A 19,605-nucleotide genomic window follows, 5' to 3' on the forward strand; every position below is an offset into this window, starting at 1 on the left:
CGGAAGGTTAACAAGAGGACAAGCTGATGAAAGTCATAAGAGCATCTGAGTTGTGGCAGTTAAGCGTGACAGCTAACTTTGCACTTTTGACACGTAAACCAAACACCATGCGCAACACAAAGAATATGCTTGTAAGAACATCTGTAACGCTTGCCACTTTAGCAGGCATAATGTTGATGGTTTCATGCGGCGAAGATAGTGGACCAAAAACTCCTCCCGGTACCGACGCGGCTCCGAGCGCAAGCTCCGATGCTGCCCCAGCAGCACAGTTAATAACGGCGGCCGATCTCAATTTGGGTGATATTGACCCTGCATTGGTGGAAAAAGGAAAGACCACTTATGATGTGAAGTGCCAAGCCTGCCACAGCCTCGGCGAGAACCGTGTTGTGGGTCCCGGATGGAAAGGCATTATCACGAAGCGCGAACCAGCATGGATCATGAACATGATCGTACATACCGAAGCCATGTTGGAAACCGATCCAGAAGCTCAAAAGATGCTCGAAGAATGTTTGGTACGTATGCCGAACCAGAATTTGAGCCACGACGATGCCCGCGAGATCCTTGAATACATGCGCACCCTTTGATCCTGAGAACGGATCCTATTCACCATCCACAAAACCCTCTTTATGAAACGACCTCTCTTATCAACCGCGGCTTTGCTTATTGCAGGTGGCGGTGCCTTTCTGGCATTCAATAGCATGCAGGGATGCAGGCCTACAACTGCGGCAACTGCCGTATCAGGTGATGCAGCCTCCAAAGTCTATGTCAAACCTGGTGCATATGATGAATTCTACAATTTCGTAAGCGGCGGCTTCAGCGGCCAACTTGCGGTCTATGGTATACCCAGCGGCCGTTTATTACGCGTAATACCGGTATTCGCCCAAGATCCACAGAGTGGATACGGTTATAGCGAAGAGACCAAACCGATGCTTACCACAACTCACGGGTTCATACCATGGGATGATTCGCACCACCCGGAGCTGTCCCAGACCGATGGTGTACCTGACGGAAAGTGGTGTTTCATTAACGGGAACAACACACCACGCATTGCACTGATCGATCTTGGAACATTCCGTACCAAGAGCATCATTGAGATCCCGAACTGCGCAGGTAACCACAGTTCACCGTTCACGACCGGGAACAGCGAGTACGTTGTCAGCGCGACCCGTTTCAGTGTTCCAATGGGAACCGAAGAGGAACGCGACGTACCGATCGATTCCTACAAGGAGAATTTCAAAGGGACTGTTAGCTTCATCAAGCCGGAGCCCGAGACCGGAAAAATGAGCATCGCGTTCCAGATCACTACTCCGGGTATGAACTTCGACCTTTCACATGCCGGTAAAGGCCCAAGTGAGGGCTGGTTCTTCTTCAGTTGCTATAACAGCGAACAGGCGTATAGCCTGTTGGAAGTGAATGCAAGCCAGAACGACAAGGACTATGTGATGGCACTGAATTGGAAAAAGGCCGAGGAATATGCCAAGGCAGGTAAAGGAAAAATGGTACCGGGAAAGCACGTTACCAACTGGTGGAACGAGGATACCCATAACGCCGAGATCAGCACGGTGGATCAAGTATTGCAATTGGATCCGCGTGAATTGACCGATCTGCTCTACTTCATGCCTTGCCCAAAATCACCACACGGTTGTGATGTTGATCCAAGCGGGGAGTTCATTGTTGGTAGTGGTAAACTAGCTGCATTGATCCCTGTATTCTCATTCGCGAAGATCCAAGAAGCTATTGCAAAGAACGATGTGGAAGGTGACTTCCAAGGCATTCCTGTATTGAAATATGCAAGCGTTCTTCACGGTGAAGTAAAGCGTCCAGGACTAGGGCCATTGCACACTGAATTCGATGGAAAAGGCAATGCTTACACCAGCATGTTCGTTAGCAGTGAGATCGTGAAATGGGATCTGAAGACGTTGGAGGTTCTGGATCGTGTACCTACTTACTACAGCATTGGGCACTTGAGCATACCTGGCGGAGACAGCAAGAAGCCATGGGGTAAATATGTGATCGCTTATAACAAGATCACTAAAGATCGTTTCCTTCCTACTGGACCTGAGCTGAATCAAAGCGCTCAGCTTTACAGCATCGAAGGTGACAAGATGGAATTGTTGCTTGACTTCCCGACCATTGGTGAGCCACACTATGCACAATCCATCCCGGCTGATCTGGTACGTCCACGTGAGGTGAAGTTCTTCGACATAAACAAGAACCAGCACGAATTCGTTTCCAAGGGCGAAAAAGATACCAAGATCGAACGTAGAGGTAATCAAGTACACGTTTGGATGACCACCATTCGCTCGCACATCACCCCGGATAACATCGAAGGGATCAAGATGGGTGACGAAGTATACTTCCACGTAACGAACTTGGAGCAGGATTGGGATGTACCACATGGTTTTGCAGTAAAAGGTGCGGCCACCGCAGAATTATTGGTCATGCCGGGTGAAACACAGACATTGAAGTGGGTACCCGACCAAGTTGGTGTCGTCCCATTCTATTGCACTGACTTCTGTAGCGCATTGCACCAAGAAATGCAAGGTTATGTGCGTGTATCTCCTGCGAATAGCAAAGTACCGTTGACCGCTGTTACCCGTTCATTCGAACCGGGATCGTAAGAAATAGAAGAGATGACTAAGGACATCCGGTGGGACTGAACACCCACCGGATGTTTCATTTAATGCAATACAAAACACAATGAATACTCCACGTATCCGTCCGTTCAACCGCATATTGCTCGCGATCGCAGCGCTTGGTCTGGGAGCCTTACTCGTGGTTCCGATCTGGCGTATCGATCTTGTTGCACCACAATATCCTGAGGGCCTATTTCTCCAGATCTTCCATGACCGCTTCGATGGCGACGTGCGGAACATCAATGGTTTGAACCACTACATCGGCATGGGCACGATCGAGAACGAGATGTTCCCTGAATTCGAGATCATGGAATACGTGTTCTACCTTTTGATCGGCTGGGGGTTGGTCGCAGTAATAATTGGTCGCGTAAGCGCTCTGTTCACTTGGTTGATGGCGCTCTTTGCCTTTGTGCTTTGGGCCATGTGGGACATGTATAGTTGGGGCTACAATTATGGCCACAACCTGGATCCGCATGCGGCGATCAAAATTGAGGGTATGGCCTATCAACCGCCGCTCTTCGGACATAAGAAATTGTTGAATTTCGACGCTTGGTCCTTACCCGATACGGGTGGCTGGATCCTGTTCGCCATCATATCGATCGCGGGAATTATTTGGTTCTATGAATGGCGATGGCCTTCAAAAAAGGTGATCGCCTCTAGTAAAAAAAACACGACGACGCCTGTAGCCACGACAGTCGCGGCAATAGCTATGTTGATGACCTCATCATGTGCAGGTCCTGGTGGCGCACCGGAAGTCGCGATCGGCAAAGTAGAATGTGCATCCTGCCGGATGACGGTAGTGGATCCGCAGTTCGCATCTGCTATAGTGACAATGAAGGGAAGGACGTATGCCTTCGATTCGCCGGAATGCATGGTACAACATGTGGCCGAGGGTGCTATTGCAGAGGAACAGGTCAAGAGTTGGTGGGTGTGTGACCATGCCCATAAAAGCTCATTCATTGACGCTACCAAAGCATATTACTTGGCTTCACCTGACCTCCACAGCCCCATGAATGGCAATGTCGCTGGATTTTCCAGCGAGGCTGAACGTGCTACAGCTGAAAAGATCTACCACGGTACGTTATTGACCTGGGAAGAAGCCAGAAAGGAACTTTCGGAGTGACCCGTTACTTTACATATGCATTAGGTGTTGTTCTATTTCTTTCCGGTCTTAGCGCTAAAGCAACTATTATTACCGTAAGCCCCGAAAGTGTTCGTACCATCACAGAGGCCATCCTGCTCTCGCTCGATTGTGATACGATACAGGTAAGCAGCGGCACCTACAAGGAAGGTACGATCAGCATTAACAGACCGATCGTATTGATCGGCTTGGACTGGCCGGTGATAGATGGCGAAGAAAAGGGTGATGTGCTCATCGTTACAGCATCGCACGTGGTGATCGAGGGGTTCGTATTGCGTGGAACAGCGATCAGTGATATGAACGACTACGCAGCGATAAACGCTATCGGCCTCACCGATCTCGTGGTACGTAACAATCGGATCGAAAACTGCTTCTTCGGCATCCGCTTGAACAGTGTTCTGCGGGCTCTCGTTGAGCGCAATGTTGTGACAGGTGATGCTTCTGTAGAGGAGAACCGGCGTGCCAACGGCATCCATCTGTGGAAGTGCACAGGCATTAATATCCGAGGCAACCGTGTGCAGCACCACCGCGATGGTATCTACTTGGAATTCGTAACCGATTCACATATCGACTACGACACCAGTGCATTCAACTCACGCTATGGTCTACACTTCATGTTCAGTCACCGCGACAGCTATACGCACAACATCTTCGAGGAGAACGGTGCGGGGGTTGCCGTGATGTTCACCCACCATGTGACCATGACGGACAACCGTTTCCATAATAATTGCGGTGCCAGTTCATACGCGCTTATGTTGAAAGAGATCAATGATGTGGAAATAGCGCGCAACACGTTCACCGACAATACCATCGCTATACTTCTGGATGGCTGTAACCGCGGGCAAATACATGACAATTTCTTCGGTAATAATGGGTGGGGCGCAAAGCTTTTCGCGAACAGTATGGATTGTGTATTCGAGACCAATACGTTCACTGGTAACACCTTCGATGTAACCACGAACGGCGACCTTGTGCTAAGTACATTGAAGGGCAACTATTGGGACCGTTACCGAGGATATGACCTGGATCGCAACGGCATGGGAGATGTCCCCTACCGGCCTTTCGGACTATTCGCCTTGGTTACGGAACGAATGCCCTACGCCATGGTCCTTTCGCGCAGCTTAATGGTGCAACTGTTGGACCAGGCCGAGCAATTGTTACCCTCACTTACACCCAAAGCGTTGGAGGACCTTACCCCATTAATGAAACCGCCCCATGGATAGTGTGGTATTGAACAATGTTGGCAAACGCTACGGGAAACTGTGGGCATTGCGCAATGTCGATGCAGCATTCGCCTCGAGCGAAGTGATCATGGTGATCGGCCCCAACGGGTCTGGAAAAACCACATTGATCAAATGCATCCTGGGTCTGGTCCGTGCTACGGAAGGTAACATCCAAGTGCGCGGCCTGGATGTAAATGGCGATCCGATATACAGACATTCCATCGGTTATATGCCTCAGCTTTCGGAGTTTCCACGTGAGCTTACCGTTGAGCAGTTGTTGAATATGATGAACGACATCCGCAATGCGGCACCGGGTAGTACCGATGATCGGTTGATCAGCGCGTTGGGCGTTGATGGATTACTGAACAAACGTGTGAGCACATTGAGCGGCGGTATGCGTCAGAAAGTAAGCGCGGTTCTTGCCTTCCGGTATAAACCAAGTGTTCTGATCCTGGATGAACCCACTGCCGGACTTGATCCGATCAGTGCCGGAACCCTACTGGAAGCGGTGATGGAAACCAAACGCAATGGCGCCACGGTAATGATCACCTCACACATCATGGAAGAAGTTCAGCAACTGGGCGATCGTATGGCGTACCTGCAGGATGGAAACCTCAGGGCCCTTCTGGCCCCCGAGACCGTGATGGATGTTACCGGTGAAAAATTGCTTTCCAAGGCGTTACCAAAGTACCTGGCCAAACTCCCCAAGAACAATGTGGAAAGTCTGTAAATACACATTGATCGACCTGGCGCGCAATAAGTTCGCTTTGGGGTATGCGCTATTATTGATGCTGGTAACAATGGGGCTCTTCATACTGGAAGGCGACCCTACCAAAGCGTTGATCAGTACAACTCAGGTTGCGCTCGCCTTGGTGCCTTTATTGTCGGTGGTCTTCACCATCATCTACTTCTACAATCAATATGAGTTCACGGTTCTACTGGCGGTGCAGCCCATGCCTAGGCGCAACATCGTAATGGGGCAATTGGTGGCTGTGGCCTTGGCGCTATTGGTCGCGTTCCTTTTTGGTGTGGGGCTCCCCGTACTTGTATATTCCCCGGGTGGTGCCGGCTGCACACTTCTGCTGACCGGAGCTGCTTTAACTGCGGTATTCACCGCCATAGGTGGGTTGATCGCGGTAAAGAACCGGGATCGGGCTCGCGGAGTTGGGATCGGGCTCGTTACTTGGGTGATCATGGTACTCGTATACGATGCCATATTGCTTTGGATCATGTTCGGGTTCAGTGATCGCCCGATCGAGCCAGTGATCGTTCCGCTTGCGGCCTTGAATCCCATCGACCTCGCTCGGATACTGATCATGCTGAAGATCGACCTCGCCGCTTTACTTGGATACACGGGTGCGGTATATCAGCAATTCTTCGGTAGTGCGGGCGGCATGTTGGTATCATTGTTCGCTTTATTCCTTTGGGTGATCTTGCCCACGTTCTGGGCGGTACGTGCTTTCAAGCGTAAGAATTTATAATGCTCGATCGGTACGTGTACTTGTTGACGATCATCGGTAAGCGCTATCAGCGCATTTCAATTCATCTGTGATGTACTTCACCCTGATCATCCTACATCTGTTAGGTGCCAGCGTTTGGGTAGGTGGGCATTTGGTCCTCCTTTTATCCGTGCTGCCCAAAGCACTTCGGGATCGCGATCCTACGGTCATTTTGCGTTTCGAGCATCCGTTCGAGCGCATCGGAATACCAGCATTGGTCCTGCAACTGATCACCGGTTTATTGTTGGCACATCGCTATGTTCCCGGCATATTGCCTGCGTTCGACTTTGCTGATCGTATCCATCAAGTGGTCGCGATCAAATTGATCCTATTGTCACCACAGCGATCACCGGCGCCCATGCCCGGTTCTGGATCATTCCATCACTCACCCCAAAACGACTTCCGTTCCTAGCTGCACATATCGCATTGGTAACCGGTATTGCTGTCGCCATGCTGGTGTTGGGAGCTTCAATAAGGCTATCATGAATATTACTGTGAACTATCATACGAACAACTGACATTGCTCATTTGCCGGTTTCACATCCCGGCAGACATTGCACCCATAAACTTTGAACCATGCGCAAGCAGAACATTTCCATTTTATCGATCCTGGCATTCAGCGTGACTTTATTAGCGGCCTGTGGCGGCGATGCACCAGCTCCTGTTCAGGACAACACATCCTCAACCCCTGTCGAAGGCGGACAAAGCACAGTTAAGGATGATCAGTCACAAAAAGATGTGGTGGGAATTGCTGTCGGTTCCAAGGACCACACGACCCTGGTTGCAGCAGTACAAGCTGCTGAACTTGTTGATGCACTCAGCAATGCCGGTCCATTCACGGTGTACGCGCCTACCAATGCTGCATTTGAAGCACTTCCTGCCGGAACAGTTGAGGGGTTGTTGAAACCCGAGAACAAAGGAGACCTCATTAATATCCTGGAGTACCACGTGGCACTCGGCGTTCTGAAACCAGAGATGCTGAAGAACGGCCAGAGACTTGGCATGGTGAACGGCCAAAATGCGGAGATCACCGTTGTTGACGGTAATGTTATGATCAATGGAGCAAAGGTGGTAGCCACCGTGCCAGCAAGCAATGGCATTGTTTGCGTGATCGAGCAAGTGCTCTTGCCACCAGCCACAAAATAATAATTCATCTGCACATACGGGAAAAGTGTGCAGTTGGGTGAAAGCGGCGAAAGCGTCCTGAACGGACGCTTTCGTTGTTCAACCCAAAATTTGCACAAGAAGAACTTTTGCATCACCTTAGCCCGGCCTGACGAAAGTCATCTTTCAAGCTGACCTAGTTCAAGGTAGGGTAAACTGATCATTATCAGTTTCGCGTCGCCTAAGGAGAGTACACTTGATGAGCGTCATCTTTCTACTGATCACTTGCAGCACAGTTGTAGCCCTGGTCTTTCTGGGTGCCTTCGTTTGGGCTGTTCGCAAAGGGCAGTATGATGATGACCGATCGCCCGCAGTACGTATGTTGCACGACCTTCCACCCCAAGTGGATCCCAAGACGACAGCCGAATAGCCACGCCCCTCCTTTTCGAAAGCAGCAAAGCAAGATCAAGAAACCATGATGGAACGTTTTCAATACGACAACCGCATTGCAAAGAACTTCATGTTCGTTACCTTACTATGGGGTGTAGTCGGCACGTTGGTGGGGTTAACAGCTGCCATGCAATTGGTACTTCCTTCATGGAACTTCGCTGAATGGGGCAGCTTCGGGCGGTTGCGTCCGTTGCATACGAACGCCATGGTCTTTGCCTTCGTAGGCAACGCCATTTTTGCGGGTGTTTATTACAGCTTGCAACGTCTGTTGAAAACGCGGATGTACAGCGATCTGCTCAGCGCGATCCATTTCTGGGGTTGGCAGTTGATCATTGTTGCAGCAGCTATAACCCTACCCTTGGGAATGACAACGGGTAAGGAATATGCGGAATTGGAATGGCCCATCGACATTGCGATCACCTTGGTCTGGGTGGTATTCGGTATCAACATGTTCGGCACTATACTCAAGCGTCGTGAGCGGCACTTGTACGTGGCGATCTGGTTCTACATCGCAACATGGGTGACTGTCGCCATGTTGCACATCGTGAACAGTATTGAACTACCGATCTCACTCACCAAGAGCTACAGTTATTATGCAGGTGTGCAGGATGCGCTTGTGCAATGGTGGTACGGACACAATGCCGTAGCATTCTTCTTGACCACACCCTTCTTGGGATTGATGTATTACTTCTTGCCCAAAGCTGCGAACCGTCCGGTATACAGCTATAAACTTTCGATAATCCACTTTTGGAGTTTGATCTTCCTCTATATCTGGGCGGGTCCGCATCACTTGTTATACAGCGCGCTGCCGGAATGGGCACAATCGCTAGGCGTAGTATTCAGTATAATGTTGATCGCACCGAGCTGGGGCGGTATGCTCAACGGCCTGCTCACCTTGCGCGGTGCTTGGGACCGTGTACGTGAAGATCCCGTGCTCAAGTTCATGGTGGTAGCAGTTACCTGTTACGGCATGGCAACGTTGGAAGGTCCTCTGCTGAGCATCAAGAGCATCAATGCCATTGCACACTTCACGGATTGGATCATTGCCCACGTCCACATTGGTGGATTGGGTTGGAACGGCTTCTTGGCCTTTGGTATGATCTACTGGATGGCCCCACGCCTTTACGGCACCAAGCTGTATTCCACCACGCTGGCGAATTGGCATTTCTGGTTGGGCACATTGGGTATCATCTTCTATGCTATCCCACTTTATTTCGCTGGCTTCTTCCAAAGTCTTATGTGGAAGCAGTTCACCCCGGATGGGTTCCTGGTCTACAAGAACTTCCTGGATACCTTGTTGGAGATCCAGACCGCATACTGGTTACGGGCATTGGGAGGCACATTGTACATCACCGGTATATTGATCATGATCTACAATATCCGCAAGACGGTAAGCACAGGTAAACTCATCGCCAACGAAGATGCCGAGGCACCGGCAATGGAAGCAGAAGTAGCATCGACTTCTGCTGGGCACTGGCATCGGGCCATTGAAAAGCGCCCGATCCAAATGTTGATCTTGAGTTTGATCGTCGTTGGCATCGGTGGTGTACTGGAGATCGTGCCTACGTTTCTCGTGAAGAGCAACATCCCAACAATAAGTCAAGTAAAGCCATACACACCACTTGAGCTTCATGGCCGGGACATTTACGTACGCGAAGGATGCTACACCTGCCACTCTCAAATGATACGTCCGTTCCGCAGTGAAACAGAACGTTATGGGGAATATGCGAAGGCGGGCGAATTCGTTTATGATCATCCGTTCCAATGGGGCAGCAAACGCACAGGCCCCGATCTGTTGCGCGTAGGAGCCAAGTATCCCGATAGCTGGCATTACTACCACATGTTCGACCCCACGTCCATGAGCCCTGGATCCTTGATGCCGGCCTATACAGCAATGTTCGAGAACGAGTTGGATATTACCACTACGGAGAAAAAGATCGAGGCTATGCGAACGATGGGCGTACCGTATGCCGAGGACTTCCCTGCAAAAGCAAACGACGACATCGTGAAACAGCGCGATGCGATAACGGCTCGATTGAAAAAGGACGGGATCGATGCTCAAAGCGATCGCGAGATCATTGCGGTCATCGCCTACTTGCAACGGCTGGGAACGGACATCAAGAGCAAACCGGTCGTAGAGATCAGTCAGCTACCCTAATGCTGAAATTCATCAAGCACCACATGGACACGATCAACGGGATCGGTATATACCCGGCGATCTCGTTCGTACTGTTCTTCACCTTCTTCGTTCTGATGCTGGTCTGGTTGCGGAAAGTGGGTCGCGATCACATGGACCACATGGCAGCACTGCCGATCAACGAAGAATTTTCCACCCTCGAAATAGAACACAATGATCATTGAGCGCAATTCAATCCTACGCGGAACCGTCATTGCCTTCATGGCAACGACCACGCTACCCCTTCTCGCACAGGACGCAGTGCAGGCCGTTCAAGTAGAACCCGTGCTACACGTGAGCCGGGATCTCCTCTATGCGCTGGTTGCACTGGCTTTGACACAGGTGATATTCATTGCTTCTTTGGCGAGCATAATGCGCACCATGGGCGGTCCGGGAGGATGGATCACCAAATTGCTGAGTGATCGCAACAAAGCAGCCATTCTGCTGCCATTCCTGTTGCTCACCGCGAGCACCGTCAATGCGCAAGCATTCAAAGGAACTGATGCTGACATAAGCAGCTATCACACCTTCTGGATACTGACGATCATCAATGCATTTCTATTCATCATCCTGCTCGTTCAATTGAATCTGGTACGGAGGCTTACGCGCATGGTAAGCGGTTCAGAAGAAAAAGAAGCCGCACTTGAAACAGCAAGAGCGCTGGAACCAAGTTGGTGGGATAAGCTGATGAAGAGCTTGACCAAGCAGGTTGAGATCGAAAAGGAAAAAGACATCTTGTTGGAGCACGACTATGATGGTATCCGCGAGCTTGACAACGTGCTGCCGCCTTGGTGGGTGTGGTTGTTCTACGGTTGTATTGCATGGGGCGTATTCTACTTGGCCGCAGTCCATGTCCTGGATATCCTACCGGAACAGAACACAGAATACAAAGAAGCCATGGCACAAGCGGAGATCGACATTGCAGCATATAAATCGACCCAGACCGCTACAGTGGATGAGACCAATGTGGAAATGAGCACTGAGGCGAACTTTCTGGCAGCGGGCAAAGCCAACTTCACAACCTTCTGTACACCTTGCCACGGGGCCGATGCAGCTGGATCCGAGAACTCTGTTGGTCCGAATCTGACAGATGCTCATTGGATACATGGCGGTGGCATCAAGAACGTGTTCAAGACCATCAAGTACGGCGTTCCGGAAAAAGGCATGATCAGTTGGAAGAGCCAATTGCAACCTAAAGAGATCAGTGAATTATCCAGCTACATCATGAGCTTACAGGGCACAGGCCCTGCCACACAAAAAGCACCGCAAGGTGAGCTCTGGCAAGAAGATGGAGCCGTGCCTACCGATAGTACGGCCATCACTGCGGATACTACGTCCGTGGCGGTGACGCAATGACACCTCAACCCGCTCATATAAAGCGCGACACAGCGCCGGATGAAAGCTACCGGGATGCGATAAGCACGGTGGACAAAGCAGGAAAACGCGTTTGGGTCTATCCGAAGAAACCCAAGGGAAAGTTCACCAAGTGGCGACAGCTGTTCGCCTATTCCGTGCTTGTCCTTTTATTCGTTGGTCCGTTCATTCGCATAGACGGAGAACCCTTGTTGATGATCAACTTGGTGGAACGACGGTTCGTTTTCTTCGGGCAGGTGTTCTGGCCACAGGACTTCTTGATCTTCGTGATCGGCTTTCTCACGTTCATTGTCTTCGTCGCCTTGTTCACCGTCGCGTTCGGTCGGCTTTTCTGTGGCTGGGCCTGTCCGCAAACGGTATTCATGGAACATGTTTTCCGCCGAATAGAGTACGCCATTGAGGGCGATTGGAAACAACAACAAGCCTTGAACAAAGGCCCGATGGATGCCAACAAGGCTTGGAAGAAAACGCTGAAGCACATCATCTTCTTCAGCATCAGCTTCATCATTGCGAACACCTTTCTGGCCTATATCATCGGTTCGGATGAATTGTTGAGGATCATTAGGGAACCAGCGAACCAGCACATGGGTGGTCTGGCAGCGATCGTTGCGTTCAGCGGAGCGTTCTATGGCAACTTCGCGTTCTTCCGGGAACAAGCATGTACCACGGTTTGTCCTTATGGTCGCTTACAGGGCGTATTGTTGGATCGCAAAGCATCATCATCGCTTATGATCATGTACGTGGCGAGACACGTGGTCTTTTCCGGAAGAACGAGGTGCGCGAAGAAGCCGGCAAGGGCGATTGCATCGATTGCAAGGCCTGTGTTCATGTATGTCCTACGGGGATCGATATCCGCAACGGAACACAATTGGAATGTGTGAATTGCACGGCATGCATTGATGCGTGTGATCACATGATGGAAAGTGTGAACTTGCCCAAAGGGTTGATCCGCTATGCCAGTGAATCCGAGATCGCGGACAAGAAGCCGTTCCGTTTCGATACACGGATGAAGGCGTATTCCGTGGTATTGGTAGCGCTGATCGGTGTACTCAGCACGTTGATCGCCATACGATCTGATACGGATACTACCCTTCTACGCACGCCAGGAATGCTCTTCCAAGAACAACCGGATGGCCGCATCAGTAACTTGTACCACGTTAAGACCATGAACAAGACACAATACGATATGCCCTTGCGTATGGAATTGATGAATGCTGATGGCGAGATCAAGTTGATCGGAAAGTCGATGGACCTGAAGGCTGGTGAATTGGCGCAAGGTGAGTTGTTCATCATCCTTCCAAAGATCAATTGCAAGGCACCAAGACCAAGTTGGTGATAGGCGTTTTCAGTGGTGATAAGCTCTTGAGAAAGTAAAGACATCCTTTGTGGGACCGATCGTGATCAATAAGAAATGAATTGGGGAAAAGGAATAACACTAGCGCTGATCGCCTTTGCGGGAATGATGGCCTACTTCCTGATCAGAGCTTCGGGGAATCCTTCACCTTTGGTAACGGACAAGTACTACGAACAAGAGCTGAAATACCAGCAACGGATCAACAATACCAACCGCGCAGATGCACTTTCGGCGGATGGTGATGCGGATCACTGCAAATGGCATTCGAGTGGAATTCCCAAAAGAAATTGACCCTGGAACAATGACGGGCGAGCTCACACTGCTGCGCCCGAACAACCCTACTTTGGATAAAGCGATCGCAGTAATGGCAAGCAGTGATGGTATTTTCGAGATCGAAGGGGATCTACTTGCGCCTGGCCGGTACAACGCCTTGTTGGAATGGAAAGCAGGTGAGAGCGCGTATTACTCTGAACAAAGAATAGTGGTACAATGAATGCGCTGCTCGCCACCGCTTTCATACTTGGTATTGCGGGCAGCGCGCATTGTGTTGGAATGTGCGGACCTATTGCTTTGGCCGTGCCCTCCCCTGCACCGGGTTGGCGTGCAAGGCTCAGCAGCACGTTGATCCTGAATAGCGGACGACTTCTCACGTACATGCTCTTGGGTGTAGCATTCGGAGCCTTTGGAAAAGCATTGGAGCTTGCCGGCCTCCAGCGCACCACGACGATCGTTGCCGGGACCATATTGCTGATATCCGTGATCGTACCGGGCCTCTTTGAGCGTTGGTCACCCACGGGATCAATAGCCCTGTTCATTGGTAGAATGCGTAGTCTGCTGGCAAGGAACTTGAAACGCACTGCGCCCGAAGCCTTGTTCCTTACGGGATCGCTCAATGGTCTATTACCATGCGGATTGGTCTATGCCGCTGCGCTTGGAGCCGCAACATTCGGAACGGTATGGCAAGGTGCATTGTTCATGGCGTTGTTCGGATTAGGAACTTGGCCTGCATTGATCGCGTTGAGAATGAGTGGATCCATGCTCGGCACCAATGCCCGTAAAATGTTGCGCCGAGCTTCACCTGTCCTTGTAACAACGTTAGCCGTGTTAATGATCCTACGCGGCTTGGAATTAGGAATACCTTTGATAAGTCCACCACCGCCGACAGTAGCTGGCACCATTATTAATTGTCATTGAACAAGATCCCATGAACACCACGACAGAAAAAAAAGTACACATTACCGACCTCCATAACGACCATGAACTTTGGTTGAACAAATTGGCGTTCTGCAAAGAAGAGATCAGCATTTTGGAACACCGCATGGAAGAGATCGCGAAGCGGAACACCGGATATGAGGTCATGGCAGAGCTGGAGCACTTCCAGAACCAATACATCCGTCAACGTGAAGTGATCGATGAACTCAGACACGAACTGAAGCTCCATGAGAACGGGTTGGCGAAAGAGAGCATAGAGCATCCCATAGCGATCGACCATCGGCTTTTTACGGATCACACCACGCATCGCGGAGCTATGGAGACATTCGACAAATTATACTACGAACTGAAAAGTGAATTCATGCAGTGGTTGGTGAAACGCATGTGATGGTATCCATTAAGTGATCGATCGCTTGATCGGTCACGTAATGTCCGGTCGTGACCACTATTTCAAATTGAATGTTGCGCATCCACTTCATACTATACGTGCAGGATCAACTCCGTAGCACATCATTCTACACCGCTCTACTAGGCCTGGAACCCACGCTCAACGTACCGGGCATGACGGAGTTCGAACTTCCCGGTGGCAGCGTTCTGGGATTGATGCCGGAGAACGGAATTGCCAAGATCATCAGTGGGCCACTACCCCATCCTTCTACCGCTAATGGCACACCGAGATGTGAGTTGTACCTGGTAGGTACGGATCTTGTTGCTGCGTGCGAACGAGCCAAGCAAGCCGGAGCGCGGTTGATAGACGGAGCCAAAGACCGCGATTGGGGACATCGCACAGCATATTTCGTGGATCCGGATGGACATGTCATCGCGTTGGCATGTCAGATCGATCATTGATCGGGGTTTATACCAGTTCCTTGCGTCTTCCCTGACATTCGTCAGGGTAATACACGCAATAGCCCGGTACGTTTGTGTATTGCGCCCTTGAGGCGTACGCTACAATGCCATTGCAATCGATCACATCGATACGTGAATTGGTGCGCGAACTTTTGCGGCACCGGGACCGAAGTGAATTTGGAGAGATCCTAGCACGCTACAATGTTCCAATAAAGGACATTGCGCCCTATTTCCGCTGGAACAATAAACACTACACCCGCACCTGCATCCAACGGAACAATGACTTTGAACTTTTGGTGATCTGCTACGAACCCGGCCAAAGTACAAGCATCCATGATTATGACAGCCAAACGGCCTGGATACATGCTGTGAAGGGGGAGGTGGTGGAAGAACGTTTCATCTATACCGGTGACGGACTCCAAAGAACATGCGAATTGATGCTGCGACCAGGAGAAGATGACTCGCTCACCAATGGCTCCTCGATCCACCGGTTCATCAATAAAGGACCTGAACGTGCAATTACGTTGAATCTCTACGCAAAACCGATGAGCAAGTGGCGTGTCTACGATCCAGGCACGGGAGAAGCCACTATCGCACCAGCAGGTCCAGCGCCGTGAGCTTACCTGCGCCTGCTCTGCCTTATCTTTCCGGCATGAGCACCTCAAAGGCAAAGGTTCTGGACACGTTGGACATGGAACGGGTCGGTGGTCTACTGTTCCGAACCGCAGCGGAAGGACTGGTGGTTGTTGATCGCGCTGGGGTGATCGTAATGAACAACCCACGGCTCAATACCATGTTCGGATACGCGAATGATGAATTGAGCGGTAGAACAATAGAAATATTGATCCCTGATGCGATACGCGGACAACACAAGAACCATAGAGAAAAGTACAATGAAAGGCCAGTGGAACGTTACATGGGGATCAGAATGGAACTCAACGGGAAGCGCAAGGATGGAAGCATATTCCCCGTTGAGGTCAGTCTCAATCGCTTCAAAGTGGACGAAAAGCAGTATGCAATGGGGCTAGTGACCGATATTACGCTGCGGCACGAGGCAGGAGGTCGTGTTACGCAGGAGCAAACAGGAATTGGAAGAACTGGTACACCAGCGCACAGCGGAACTGAAGACCGCGGAATCAACTATTCGTGAAGCATTGGAAAAAGAGCGTGAACTGCATGCATTGAAGAGCAGGTTCGTGGCCATGGCAAGTCACGAATTCCGCACTCCGCTCAGCACGATGCGCAAGCAGTGTGGATCGATCGGCAGGTATACGGAAGAAGCCAGTGATGAGAAAGTGGACAAACACATTGGCCGGATACGGAACAAAGTGCGGGAGATGACCGCCATGTTGAACGAGTTCCTTTCACTGGAACGTATCGAGCAAGGGCAGGTACAATGCAATCCATCCACCTTCGACATTGTTGTCTCAGTATTGAATTGATCGAAGAATTGCGGCAATTGGCCAAACTGGGCCAAGCGTTGGATTATGACCACACGGCCGGAGAACGTACCGTATTATTGGACCGCCAGATGCTGAGCAATGTGATCGCCAACCTGGTGACCAATGCGATCGAATACTCACCGGAGAACAAACCCGTCAAATTATCCACTCAAGTTGAGCACGACCGATTGATCGTTACCGTACGCGATGGAGGCATGGGCATCCCTGAAGAAGATCAACAGCATCTATTCGAACGTTTCTTCCGTGGTAGCAACGCATCCACGATACAAGAACAGGACTTGGCCTAAATCTTGTGAAACGCTATTTGGAAATTCTCCAAGGCACGATCGACTTCAAAAGCGCACCTTGGCAATACACTGTTCACGGTCACCCTTCCGACAAAACTAGCTACCTGACACAATTCGTGAAGACCATACTATTGATAGAGGACGATGCCGACATGCGTGAGAACACCGCCGAGATATTGGAACTCGCGGACTACCGTGTATTGAAAGCGGAGAACAGGAGGCGCGGCGTGGAAATAGCCCGCGGAGGAATCACCCGATTCGATACTCTGCGACATCATGATGCCGGAACTCGATGGACATGGTGTACTGTACCTGTTGGGCCGCGATCCAGCAGCCGGCAGCCGAGATCCGTTCATCTTTCTCAGTGCAAAAGCAGAACGCAGCGATGTGCGAAAGGGGATGGAATTGGGTGCCGATGACACCTCACCAAACCATTCGAAGAGGGTGATTGCTCAATGCCGTAGAAGGGCGTTTGAAACGGAGCGATCTATTCCGCAAAGGCTTTGACAATGGCTTCGAAGGCCTGAACAAATTCATGGACAAGGCCCGCGGTCTGGAAGCGTTGAAGGATATAAGCAGCCATCGCAAAACGCGCAAGATCGCGAAGAAGGAAACCTTGTTCCATGATGGCGACGGATGCGCCAGCTCCCGTACATCGTAGCTGGGAAAGTGCGCACGTACAAGATGAACAACGACGGCAAGGTGGTGACGGGCCTCCACGGGATCGGTGATTTCGTGGGCTACATGGGACTTTTGGAGAACGGCCGTGCCATGGAGACCGCCGAAGCGTTGGAAGACTGCGAAGTTGCGCTGATCCCGTGCGAAGACCTCTTGGCCCTGCTGCATAAGGACCGTGATAGGCATCCGCTTCATCAAAATGCTCACGCACGATGTAAAAGGAAAGGAAAAGCACTTATTGCAACTTGCCTATGCCAGCGTTCGTCAGCGCGTTGCGCAAGCGCTGTTACGTGTGCATGACCGCTATGCGGAGGAGGACAAAGCAGACCTCGGCTTGCGCATAAGCAGAGAAGACCTAGCAAGCATCGTGGGCACGGCAACGGAATCACTGATCCGGTGTTTGAGCGACCTGAAGGATGAAGGACTGATCACCACGCAAGGCCGGGATATTCAGATCGCTGATAAAACAGGTCTGGAGAAGCTGGCCTATCGGCGAGAGTACCATCGAGTTTAAGTGGATACTAGCATACCGGACAGTCTAGATCTTGCTGCATAACCAAGGATCTTATCAACGCCAGAAATACATTATCTTGGCTTTCAATTCCTTACGACCTCTTTTCACGGCGCTTGGATAGCGGAACTATCTAAGGGTCGTTGGATAAGCCTCTTGTTGGCCATAATCAAAAACACAATAATCATGGATTCAATATTTGAAAATCACTGCACGTCCTTGGAACAATAGAACGGACCGGATAATTTTGTGCACTGCTAAAATAGGAAAGGGACCCCCTGATTGCGTCGCGGATCCTTTCCATAATTGAAAATAGTACCATGGGCAAAATTAAGGCAAGGCTCGGAACTCCGGTTTACGGACGGCTGTTATCGCTTATCACCGAAAGACTTCCATAATGCGGTAGTTGAAACCGGTGCAGACTTCGCTGTAAAGCTCAACTACATGGACCTTGATGGGGTGCTATAGGTTTTTGCCGTGTTCCAAAGAACTTCGGGGCTTCACGAACTCACCAGTGGTTTAGCGGGTTATAGCGAAGGTCTGAAACACTACAGAGGTTACTCACCTGCCCAAACGCAGCACCTAAGCGATACGAATAAGAGCGACCACCAGAGTTGTTCGCTAGGGTTTTCCGGACCTTCTACCGCCGATATAGACACTATTTATCGGACGGCAGTTTGCCAAAAGAACAGACGTTGGCTACGTAATTTGTTCTTGGTAGACTCAACCACAGTTACACTTTTCAAAGAGATAAAGGCTTGTGGGCGCACTCCTGCCGACGGAAAACGCAAGAGGAACTTGGAGTGAAGGTCCACATGGAGTGCACCTTACTGAAGAAGTGCCATCTCTGATTCGGATTTACAAAGCGGCCACCAACGACAAGCAGTTCATGCCTGAGTTCAAGAACATGGCCAAGGGAACCATGTTGGTGTTCAATAGGGGCGTACATGAACTACCCTTTGTATAGGCACTGGGGTAAGACCGGGGTGCATTTGTTACGCGCCTAAACCTGCACGAAGCACAGGTGCAAATACTTACTTGTCCGCGATGGCCCGGTAAGCGCAAGCGCCAAGAAGGCTGGAGTACTCAAAAAGACCAATGGGTTCTGCTGGGCCACGAAGGCGAACTCAACCCTATACTGTTGCGCTTGATAGCCTACGACCAGACCTTCAAACGCCACCTTGCAATTCATTACCAACATGGGTAAAATGGGATCCGGTGGAGCGTAGCCCGAGCCTATAAACAGCGGTAGGAAATTAGAGATACTATTCAAGCGTCTCAAGCAGAACCTGAAGTTTACCGACTTCATAGGTGACAATGAGAACGCGATCGGATCAAGATCTGGTGCGTAATCATGGATCTATTGGTAAAATCAATATAAGGGTATTTACTCTATTTCAAGATCCGTAGCATATTCAACGATGGTGGAGCTGGTGCTGATGCATTTAATGGCCCAGCGAGATTACAAAGGAATTGTTCACTGAAACCACATGATCATACCACTTTTCGGATGTACCCCAACCAACGGCTTTACGTTTTTAACGGACCACCTAACTTTGGTGTCCGGCAGACCAGTTCAGCAAAATAAGGTCTTCCGGGACGTCAATCTGCCGAGCTGGGATTGTTCCGGACGACGATGATTTGAAAA

General features: G+C 50.5%; 22 protein-coding genes and 3 pseudogenes. 24 read left to right on the forward strand and 1 reads right to left on the reverse strand.

Features of this window, described 5'->3' with window-relative positions; translation table 11 throughout:
- Positions 1 to 170 precede the first annotated feature (170 nt).
- From IPF95_16865 to IPF95_16980, 24 genes and pseudogenes are all read left to right on the forward strand, one after another.
- Positions 171 to 584 (forward strand): cytochrome c, encoded by a 414-nt coding sequence (locus tag IPF95_16865; GenBank protein ID MBK6476358.1) that lies wholly within the window; start codon positions 171 to 173, stop codon positions 582 to 584.
- A gap of 42 nt (positions 585 to 626) precedes the next feature.
- Complete coding sequence (gene nosZ / locus IPF95_16870; GenBank protein MBK6476359.1) at positions 627 to 2,621, forward strand: Sec-dependent nitrous-oxide reductase; 1,995 nt, start codon at positions 627 to 629, stop codon at positions 2,619 to 2,621.
- Between the two features lie 79 nt (positions 2,622 to 2,700).
- Complete coding sequence (locus IPF95_16875) at positions 2,701 to 3,759, forward strand: nitrous oxide reductase accessory protein NosL (protein MBK6476360.1); 1,059 nt, start codon at positions 2,701 to 2,703, stop codon at positions 3,757 to 3,759.
- On the forward strand, positions 3,756 to 5,000 hold the full coding sequence (locus IPF95_16880) for a nitrous oxide reductase family maturation protein NosD (protein MBK6476361.1): 1,245 nt from the start codon (positions 3,756 to 3,758) through the stop codon (positions 4,998 to 5,000). The genes IPF95_16875 and IPF95_16880 overlap by 4 nt, the downstream gene beginning before the upstream one ends.
- Positions 4,993 to 5,730, forward strand: a complete 738-nt coding sequence (locus tag IPF95_16885; protein ID MBK6476362.1) for an ABC transporter ATP-binding protein — start codon at positions 4,993 to 4,995, stop codon at positions 5,728 to 5,730. The genes IPF95_16880 and IPF95_16885 overlap by 8 nt, the downstream gene beginning before the upstream one ends.
- Positions 5,714 to 6,481, forward strand: a complete 768-nt coding sequence (locus IPF95_16890; GenBank protein ID MBK6476363.1) for an ABC transporter permease — start codon at positions 5,714 to 5,716, stop codon at positions 6,479 to 6,481. The genes IPF95_16885 and IPF95_16890 overlap by 17 nt, the downstream gene beginning before the upstream one ends.
- A 70-nt stretch (positions 6,482 to 6,551) precedes the next feature.
- Positions 6,552 to 6,985, forward strand: a pseudogene (locus tag IPF95_16895) (CopD family protein).
- A gap of 90 nt (positions 6,986 to 7,075) precedes the next feature.
- Positions 7,076 to 7,645: a fasciclin domain-containing protein gene (locus tag IPF95_16900; GenBank protein MBK6476364.1), complete on the forward strand. Its 570-nt coding sequence runs from the start codon at positions 7,076 to 7,078 to the stop codon at positions 7,643 to 7,645.
- A 217-nt stretch (positions 7,646 to 7,862) separates the two neighbouring features.
- Positions 7,863 to 8,033 (forward strand): cbb3-type cytochrome oxidase assembly protein CcoS, encoded by a 171-nt coding sequence (gene ccoS, locus IPF95_16905; GenBank protein ID MBK6476365.1) that lies wholly within the window; start codon positions 7,863 to 7,865, stop codon positions 8,031 to 8,033.
- Positions 8,034 to 8,078: 45 nt separating this feature from the next.
- Positions 8,079 to 10,211, forward strand: coding sequence for a cytochrome-c oxidase, cbb3-type subunit I (gene ccoN / locus IPF95_16910; GenBank protein ID MBK6476366.1), 2,133 nt, complete (start codon positions 8,079 to 8,081; stop codon positions 10,209 to 10,211).
- The gene (locus IPF95_16915) at positions 10,211 to 10,414 is read left to right on the forward strand and encodes a CcoQ/FixQ family Cbb3-type cytochrome c oxidase assembly chaperone (GenBank protein ID MBK6476367.1); all 204 of its coding nucleotides are present in this window, start codon (positions 10,211 to 10,213) and stop codon (positions 10,412 to 10,414) included. Before ccoN ends, IPF95_16915 begins: the two co-directional genes overlap by 1 nt.
- Positions 10,404 to 11,585 carry a c-type cytochrome gene (locus IPF95_16920; GenBank protein ID MBK6476368.1) on the forward strand — a complete coding sequence of 394 codons (1,182 nt, stop codon included), beginning with the start codon at positions 10,404 to 10,406 and terminating at the stop codon, positions 11,583 to 11,585. Before IPF95_16915 ends, IPF95_16920 begins: the two co-directional genes overlap by 11 nt.
- Positions 11,582 to 12,977: pseudogene (gene ccoG / locus IPF95_16925) on the forward strand (cytochrome c oxidase accessory protein CcoG). The gene IPF95_16920 and the pseudogene ccoG overlap by 4 nt, the downstream one beginning before the upstream one ends.
- A gap of 37 nt (positions 12,978 to 13,014) precedes the next feature.
- Complete coding sequence (locus tag IPF95_16930) at positions 13,015 to 13,248, forward strand: FixH family protein (GenBank protein MBK6476369.1); 234 nt, start codon at positions 13,015 to 13,017, stop codon at positions 13,246 to 13,248.
- Positions 13,199 to 13,450 carry a FixH family protein gene (locus IPF95_16935; GenBank protein ID MBK6476370.1) on the forward strand — a complete coding sequence of 84 codons (252 nt, stop codon included), beginning with the start codon at positions 13,199 to 13,201 and terminating at the stop codon, positions 13,448 to 13,450. Before IPF95_16930 ends, IPF95_16935 begins: the two co-directional genes overlap by 50 nt.
- On the forward strand, positions 13,447 to 14,151 hold the full coding sequence (locus tag IPF95_16940; protein ID MBK6476371.1) for a sulfite exporter TauE/SafE family protein: 705 nt from the start codon (positions 13,447 to 13,449) through the stop codon (positions 14,149 to 14,151). The genes IPF95_16935 and IPF95_16940 overlap by 4 nt, the downstream gene beginning before the upstream one ends.
- A gap of 10 nt (positions 14,152 to 14,161) precedes the next feature.
- Complete coding sequence (locus tag IPF95_16945) at positions 14,162 to 14,557, forward strand: hypothetical protein (protein ID MBK6476372.1); 396 nt, start codon at positions 14,162 to 14,164, stop codon at positions 14,555 to 14,557.
- Positions 14,558 to 14,628: 71 nt separating this feature from the next.
- Positions 14,629 to 15,018: a VOC family protein gene (locus IPF95_16950; GenBank protein ID MBK6476373.1), complete on the forward strand. Its 390-nt coding sequence runs from the start codon at positions 14,629 to 14,631 to the stop codon at positions 15,016 to 15,018.
- A 104-nt stretch (positions 15,019 to 15,122) separates the two neighbouring features.
- A complete protein-coding gene (locus tag IPF95_16955) occupies positions 15,123 to 15,635 on the forward strand; it encodes a cysteine dioxygenase family protein (protein ID MBK6476374.1) in 513 nt (170 codons plus the stop codon).
- Between the two features lie 35 nt (positions 15,636 to 15,670).
- Positions 15,671 to 16,168: a PAS domain S-box protein gene (locus IPF95_16960; GenBank protein ID MBK6476375.1), complete on the forward strand. Its 498-nt coding sequence runs from the start codon at positions 15,671 to 15,673 to the stop codon at positions 16,166 to 16,168.
- A gap of 4 nt (positions 16,169 to 16,172) precedes the next feature.
- On the forward strand, positions 16,173 to 16,460 hold the full coding sequence (locus IPF95_16965; GenBank protein MBK6476376.1) for a hypothetical protein: 288 nt from the start codon (positions 16,173 to 16,175) through the stop codon (positions 16,458 to 16,460).
- Positions 16,415 to 16,768, forward strand: coding sequence for a sensor histidine kinase (locus IPF95_16970; GenBank protein MBK6476377.1), 354 nt, complete (start codon positions 16,415 to 16,417; stop codon positions 16,766 to 16,768). Before IPF95_16965 ends, IPF95_16970 begins: the two co-directional genes overlap by 46 nt.
- A 116-nt stretch (positions 16,769 to 16,884) precedes the next feature.
- Positions 16,885 to 17,960 (forward strand): annotated as a pseudogene (locus IPF95_16975) (response regulator).
- Positions 17,961 to 18,263: 303 nt separating this feature from the next.
- The gene (locus IPF95_16980; GenBank protein ID MBK6476378.1) at positions 18,264 to 18,425 is read left to right on the forward strand and encodes a hypothetical protein; all 162 of its coding nucleotides are present in this window, start codon (positions 18,264 to 18,266) and stop codon (positions 18,423 to 18,425) included.
- A 535-nt stretch (positions 18,426 to 18,960) separates the two neighbouring features.
- Here the strand turns inward: IPF95_16980 and IPF95_16985 are convergent.
- Entirely contained in the window at positions 18,961 to 19,158 is a 198-nt protein-coding gene (locus IPF95_16985) for a hypothetical protein (GenBank protein ID MBK6476379.1), read from the reverse strand.
- Positions 19,159 to 19,605: the final 447 nt, after the last annotated feature.

Source organism: Flavobacteriales bacterium (assembly GCA_016704485.1).
Lineage (GTDB): Bacteria > Bacteroidota > Bacteroidia > Flavobacteriales_F > PHOS-HE28 > PHOS-HE28.

Bases quoted from the DNA above. Each gene is read 5' to 3' on its own strand.
- IPF95_16985 (MBK6476379.1), bottom strand. From the start codon at position 19,158: ATGTTGGTAATGAATTGCAAGGTGGCGTTTGAAGGTCTGGTCGTAGGC.
- nosZ (MBK6476359.1), top strand. From the start codon at position 627: ATGAAACGACCTCTCTTATCAACCGCGGCTTTGCTTATTGCAGGTGGC.
- IPF95_16955 (MBK6476374.1), top strand. From the start codon at position 15,123: ATGCCATTGCAATCGATCACATCGATACGTGAATTGGTGCGCGAACTT.
- IPF95_16940 (MBK6476371.1), top strand. From the start codon at position 13,447: ATGAATGCGCTGCTCGCCACCGCTTTCATACTTGGTATTGCGGGCAGC.
- IPF95_16915 (MBK6476367.1), top strand. From the start codon at position 10,211: ATGCTGAAATTCATCAAGCACCACATGGACACGATCAACGGGATCGGT.
- IPF95_16945 (MBK6476372.1), top strand. From the start codon at position 14,162: ATGAACACCACGACAGAAAAAAAAGTACACATTACCGACCTCCATAAC.
- IPF95_16930 (MBK6476369.1), top strand. From the start codon at position 13,015: ATGAATTGGGGAAAAGGAATAACACTAGCGCTGATCGCCTTTGCGGGA.
- IPF95_16950 (MBK6476373.1), top strand. From the start codon at position 14,629: ATGTTGCGCATCCACTTCATACTATACGTGCAGGATCAACTCCGTAGC.
- IPF95_16920 (MBK6476368.1), top strand. From the start codon at position 10,404: ATGATCATTGAGCGCAATTCAATCCTACGCGGAACCGTCATTGCCTTC.
- IPF95_16890 (MBK6476363.1), top strand. From the start codon at position 5,714: ATGTGGAAAGTCTGTAAATACACATTGATCGACCTGGCGCGCAATAAG.
- ccoN (MBK6476366.1), top strand. From the start codon at position 8,079: ATGATGGAACGTTTTCAATACGACAACCGCATTGCAAAGAACTTCATG.
- IPF95_16875 (MBK6476360.1), top strand. From the start codon at position 2,701: ATGAATACTCCACGTATCCGTCCGTTCAACCGCATATTGCTCGCGATC.
- IPF95_16900 (MBK6476364.1), top strand. From the start codon at position 7,076: ATGCGCAAGCAGAACATTTCCATTTTATCGATCCTGGCATTCAGCGTG.
- ccoS (MBK6476365.1), top strand. From the start codon at position 7,863: ATGAGCGTCATCTTTCTACTGATCACTTGCAGCACAGTTGTAGCCCTG.
- IPF95_16885 (MBK6476362.1), top strand. From the start codon at position 4,993: ATGGATAGTGTGGTATTGAACAATGTTGGCAAACGCTACGGGAAACTG.
- IPF95_16970 (MBK6476377.1), top strand. From the start codon at position 16,415: ATGCAATCCATCCACCTTCGACATTGTTGTCTCAGTATTGAATTGATC.
- IPF95_16960 (MBK6476375.1), top strand. From the start codon at position 15,671: ATGAGCACCTCAAAGGCAAAGGTTCTGGACACGTTGGACATGGAACGG.
- IPF95_16935 (MBK6476370.1), top strand. From the start codon at position 13,199: ATGCGGATCACTGCAAATGGCATTCGAGTGGAATTCCCAAAAGAAATT.
- IPF95_16865 (MBK6476358.1), top strand. From the start codon at position 171: ATGTTGATGGTTTCATGCGGCGAAGATAGTGGACCAAAAACTCCTCCC.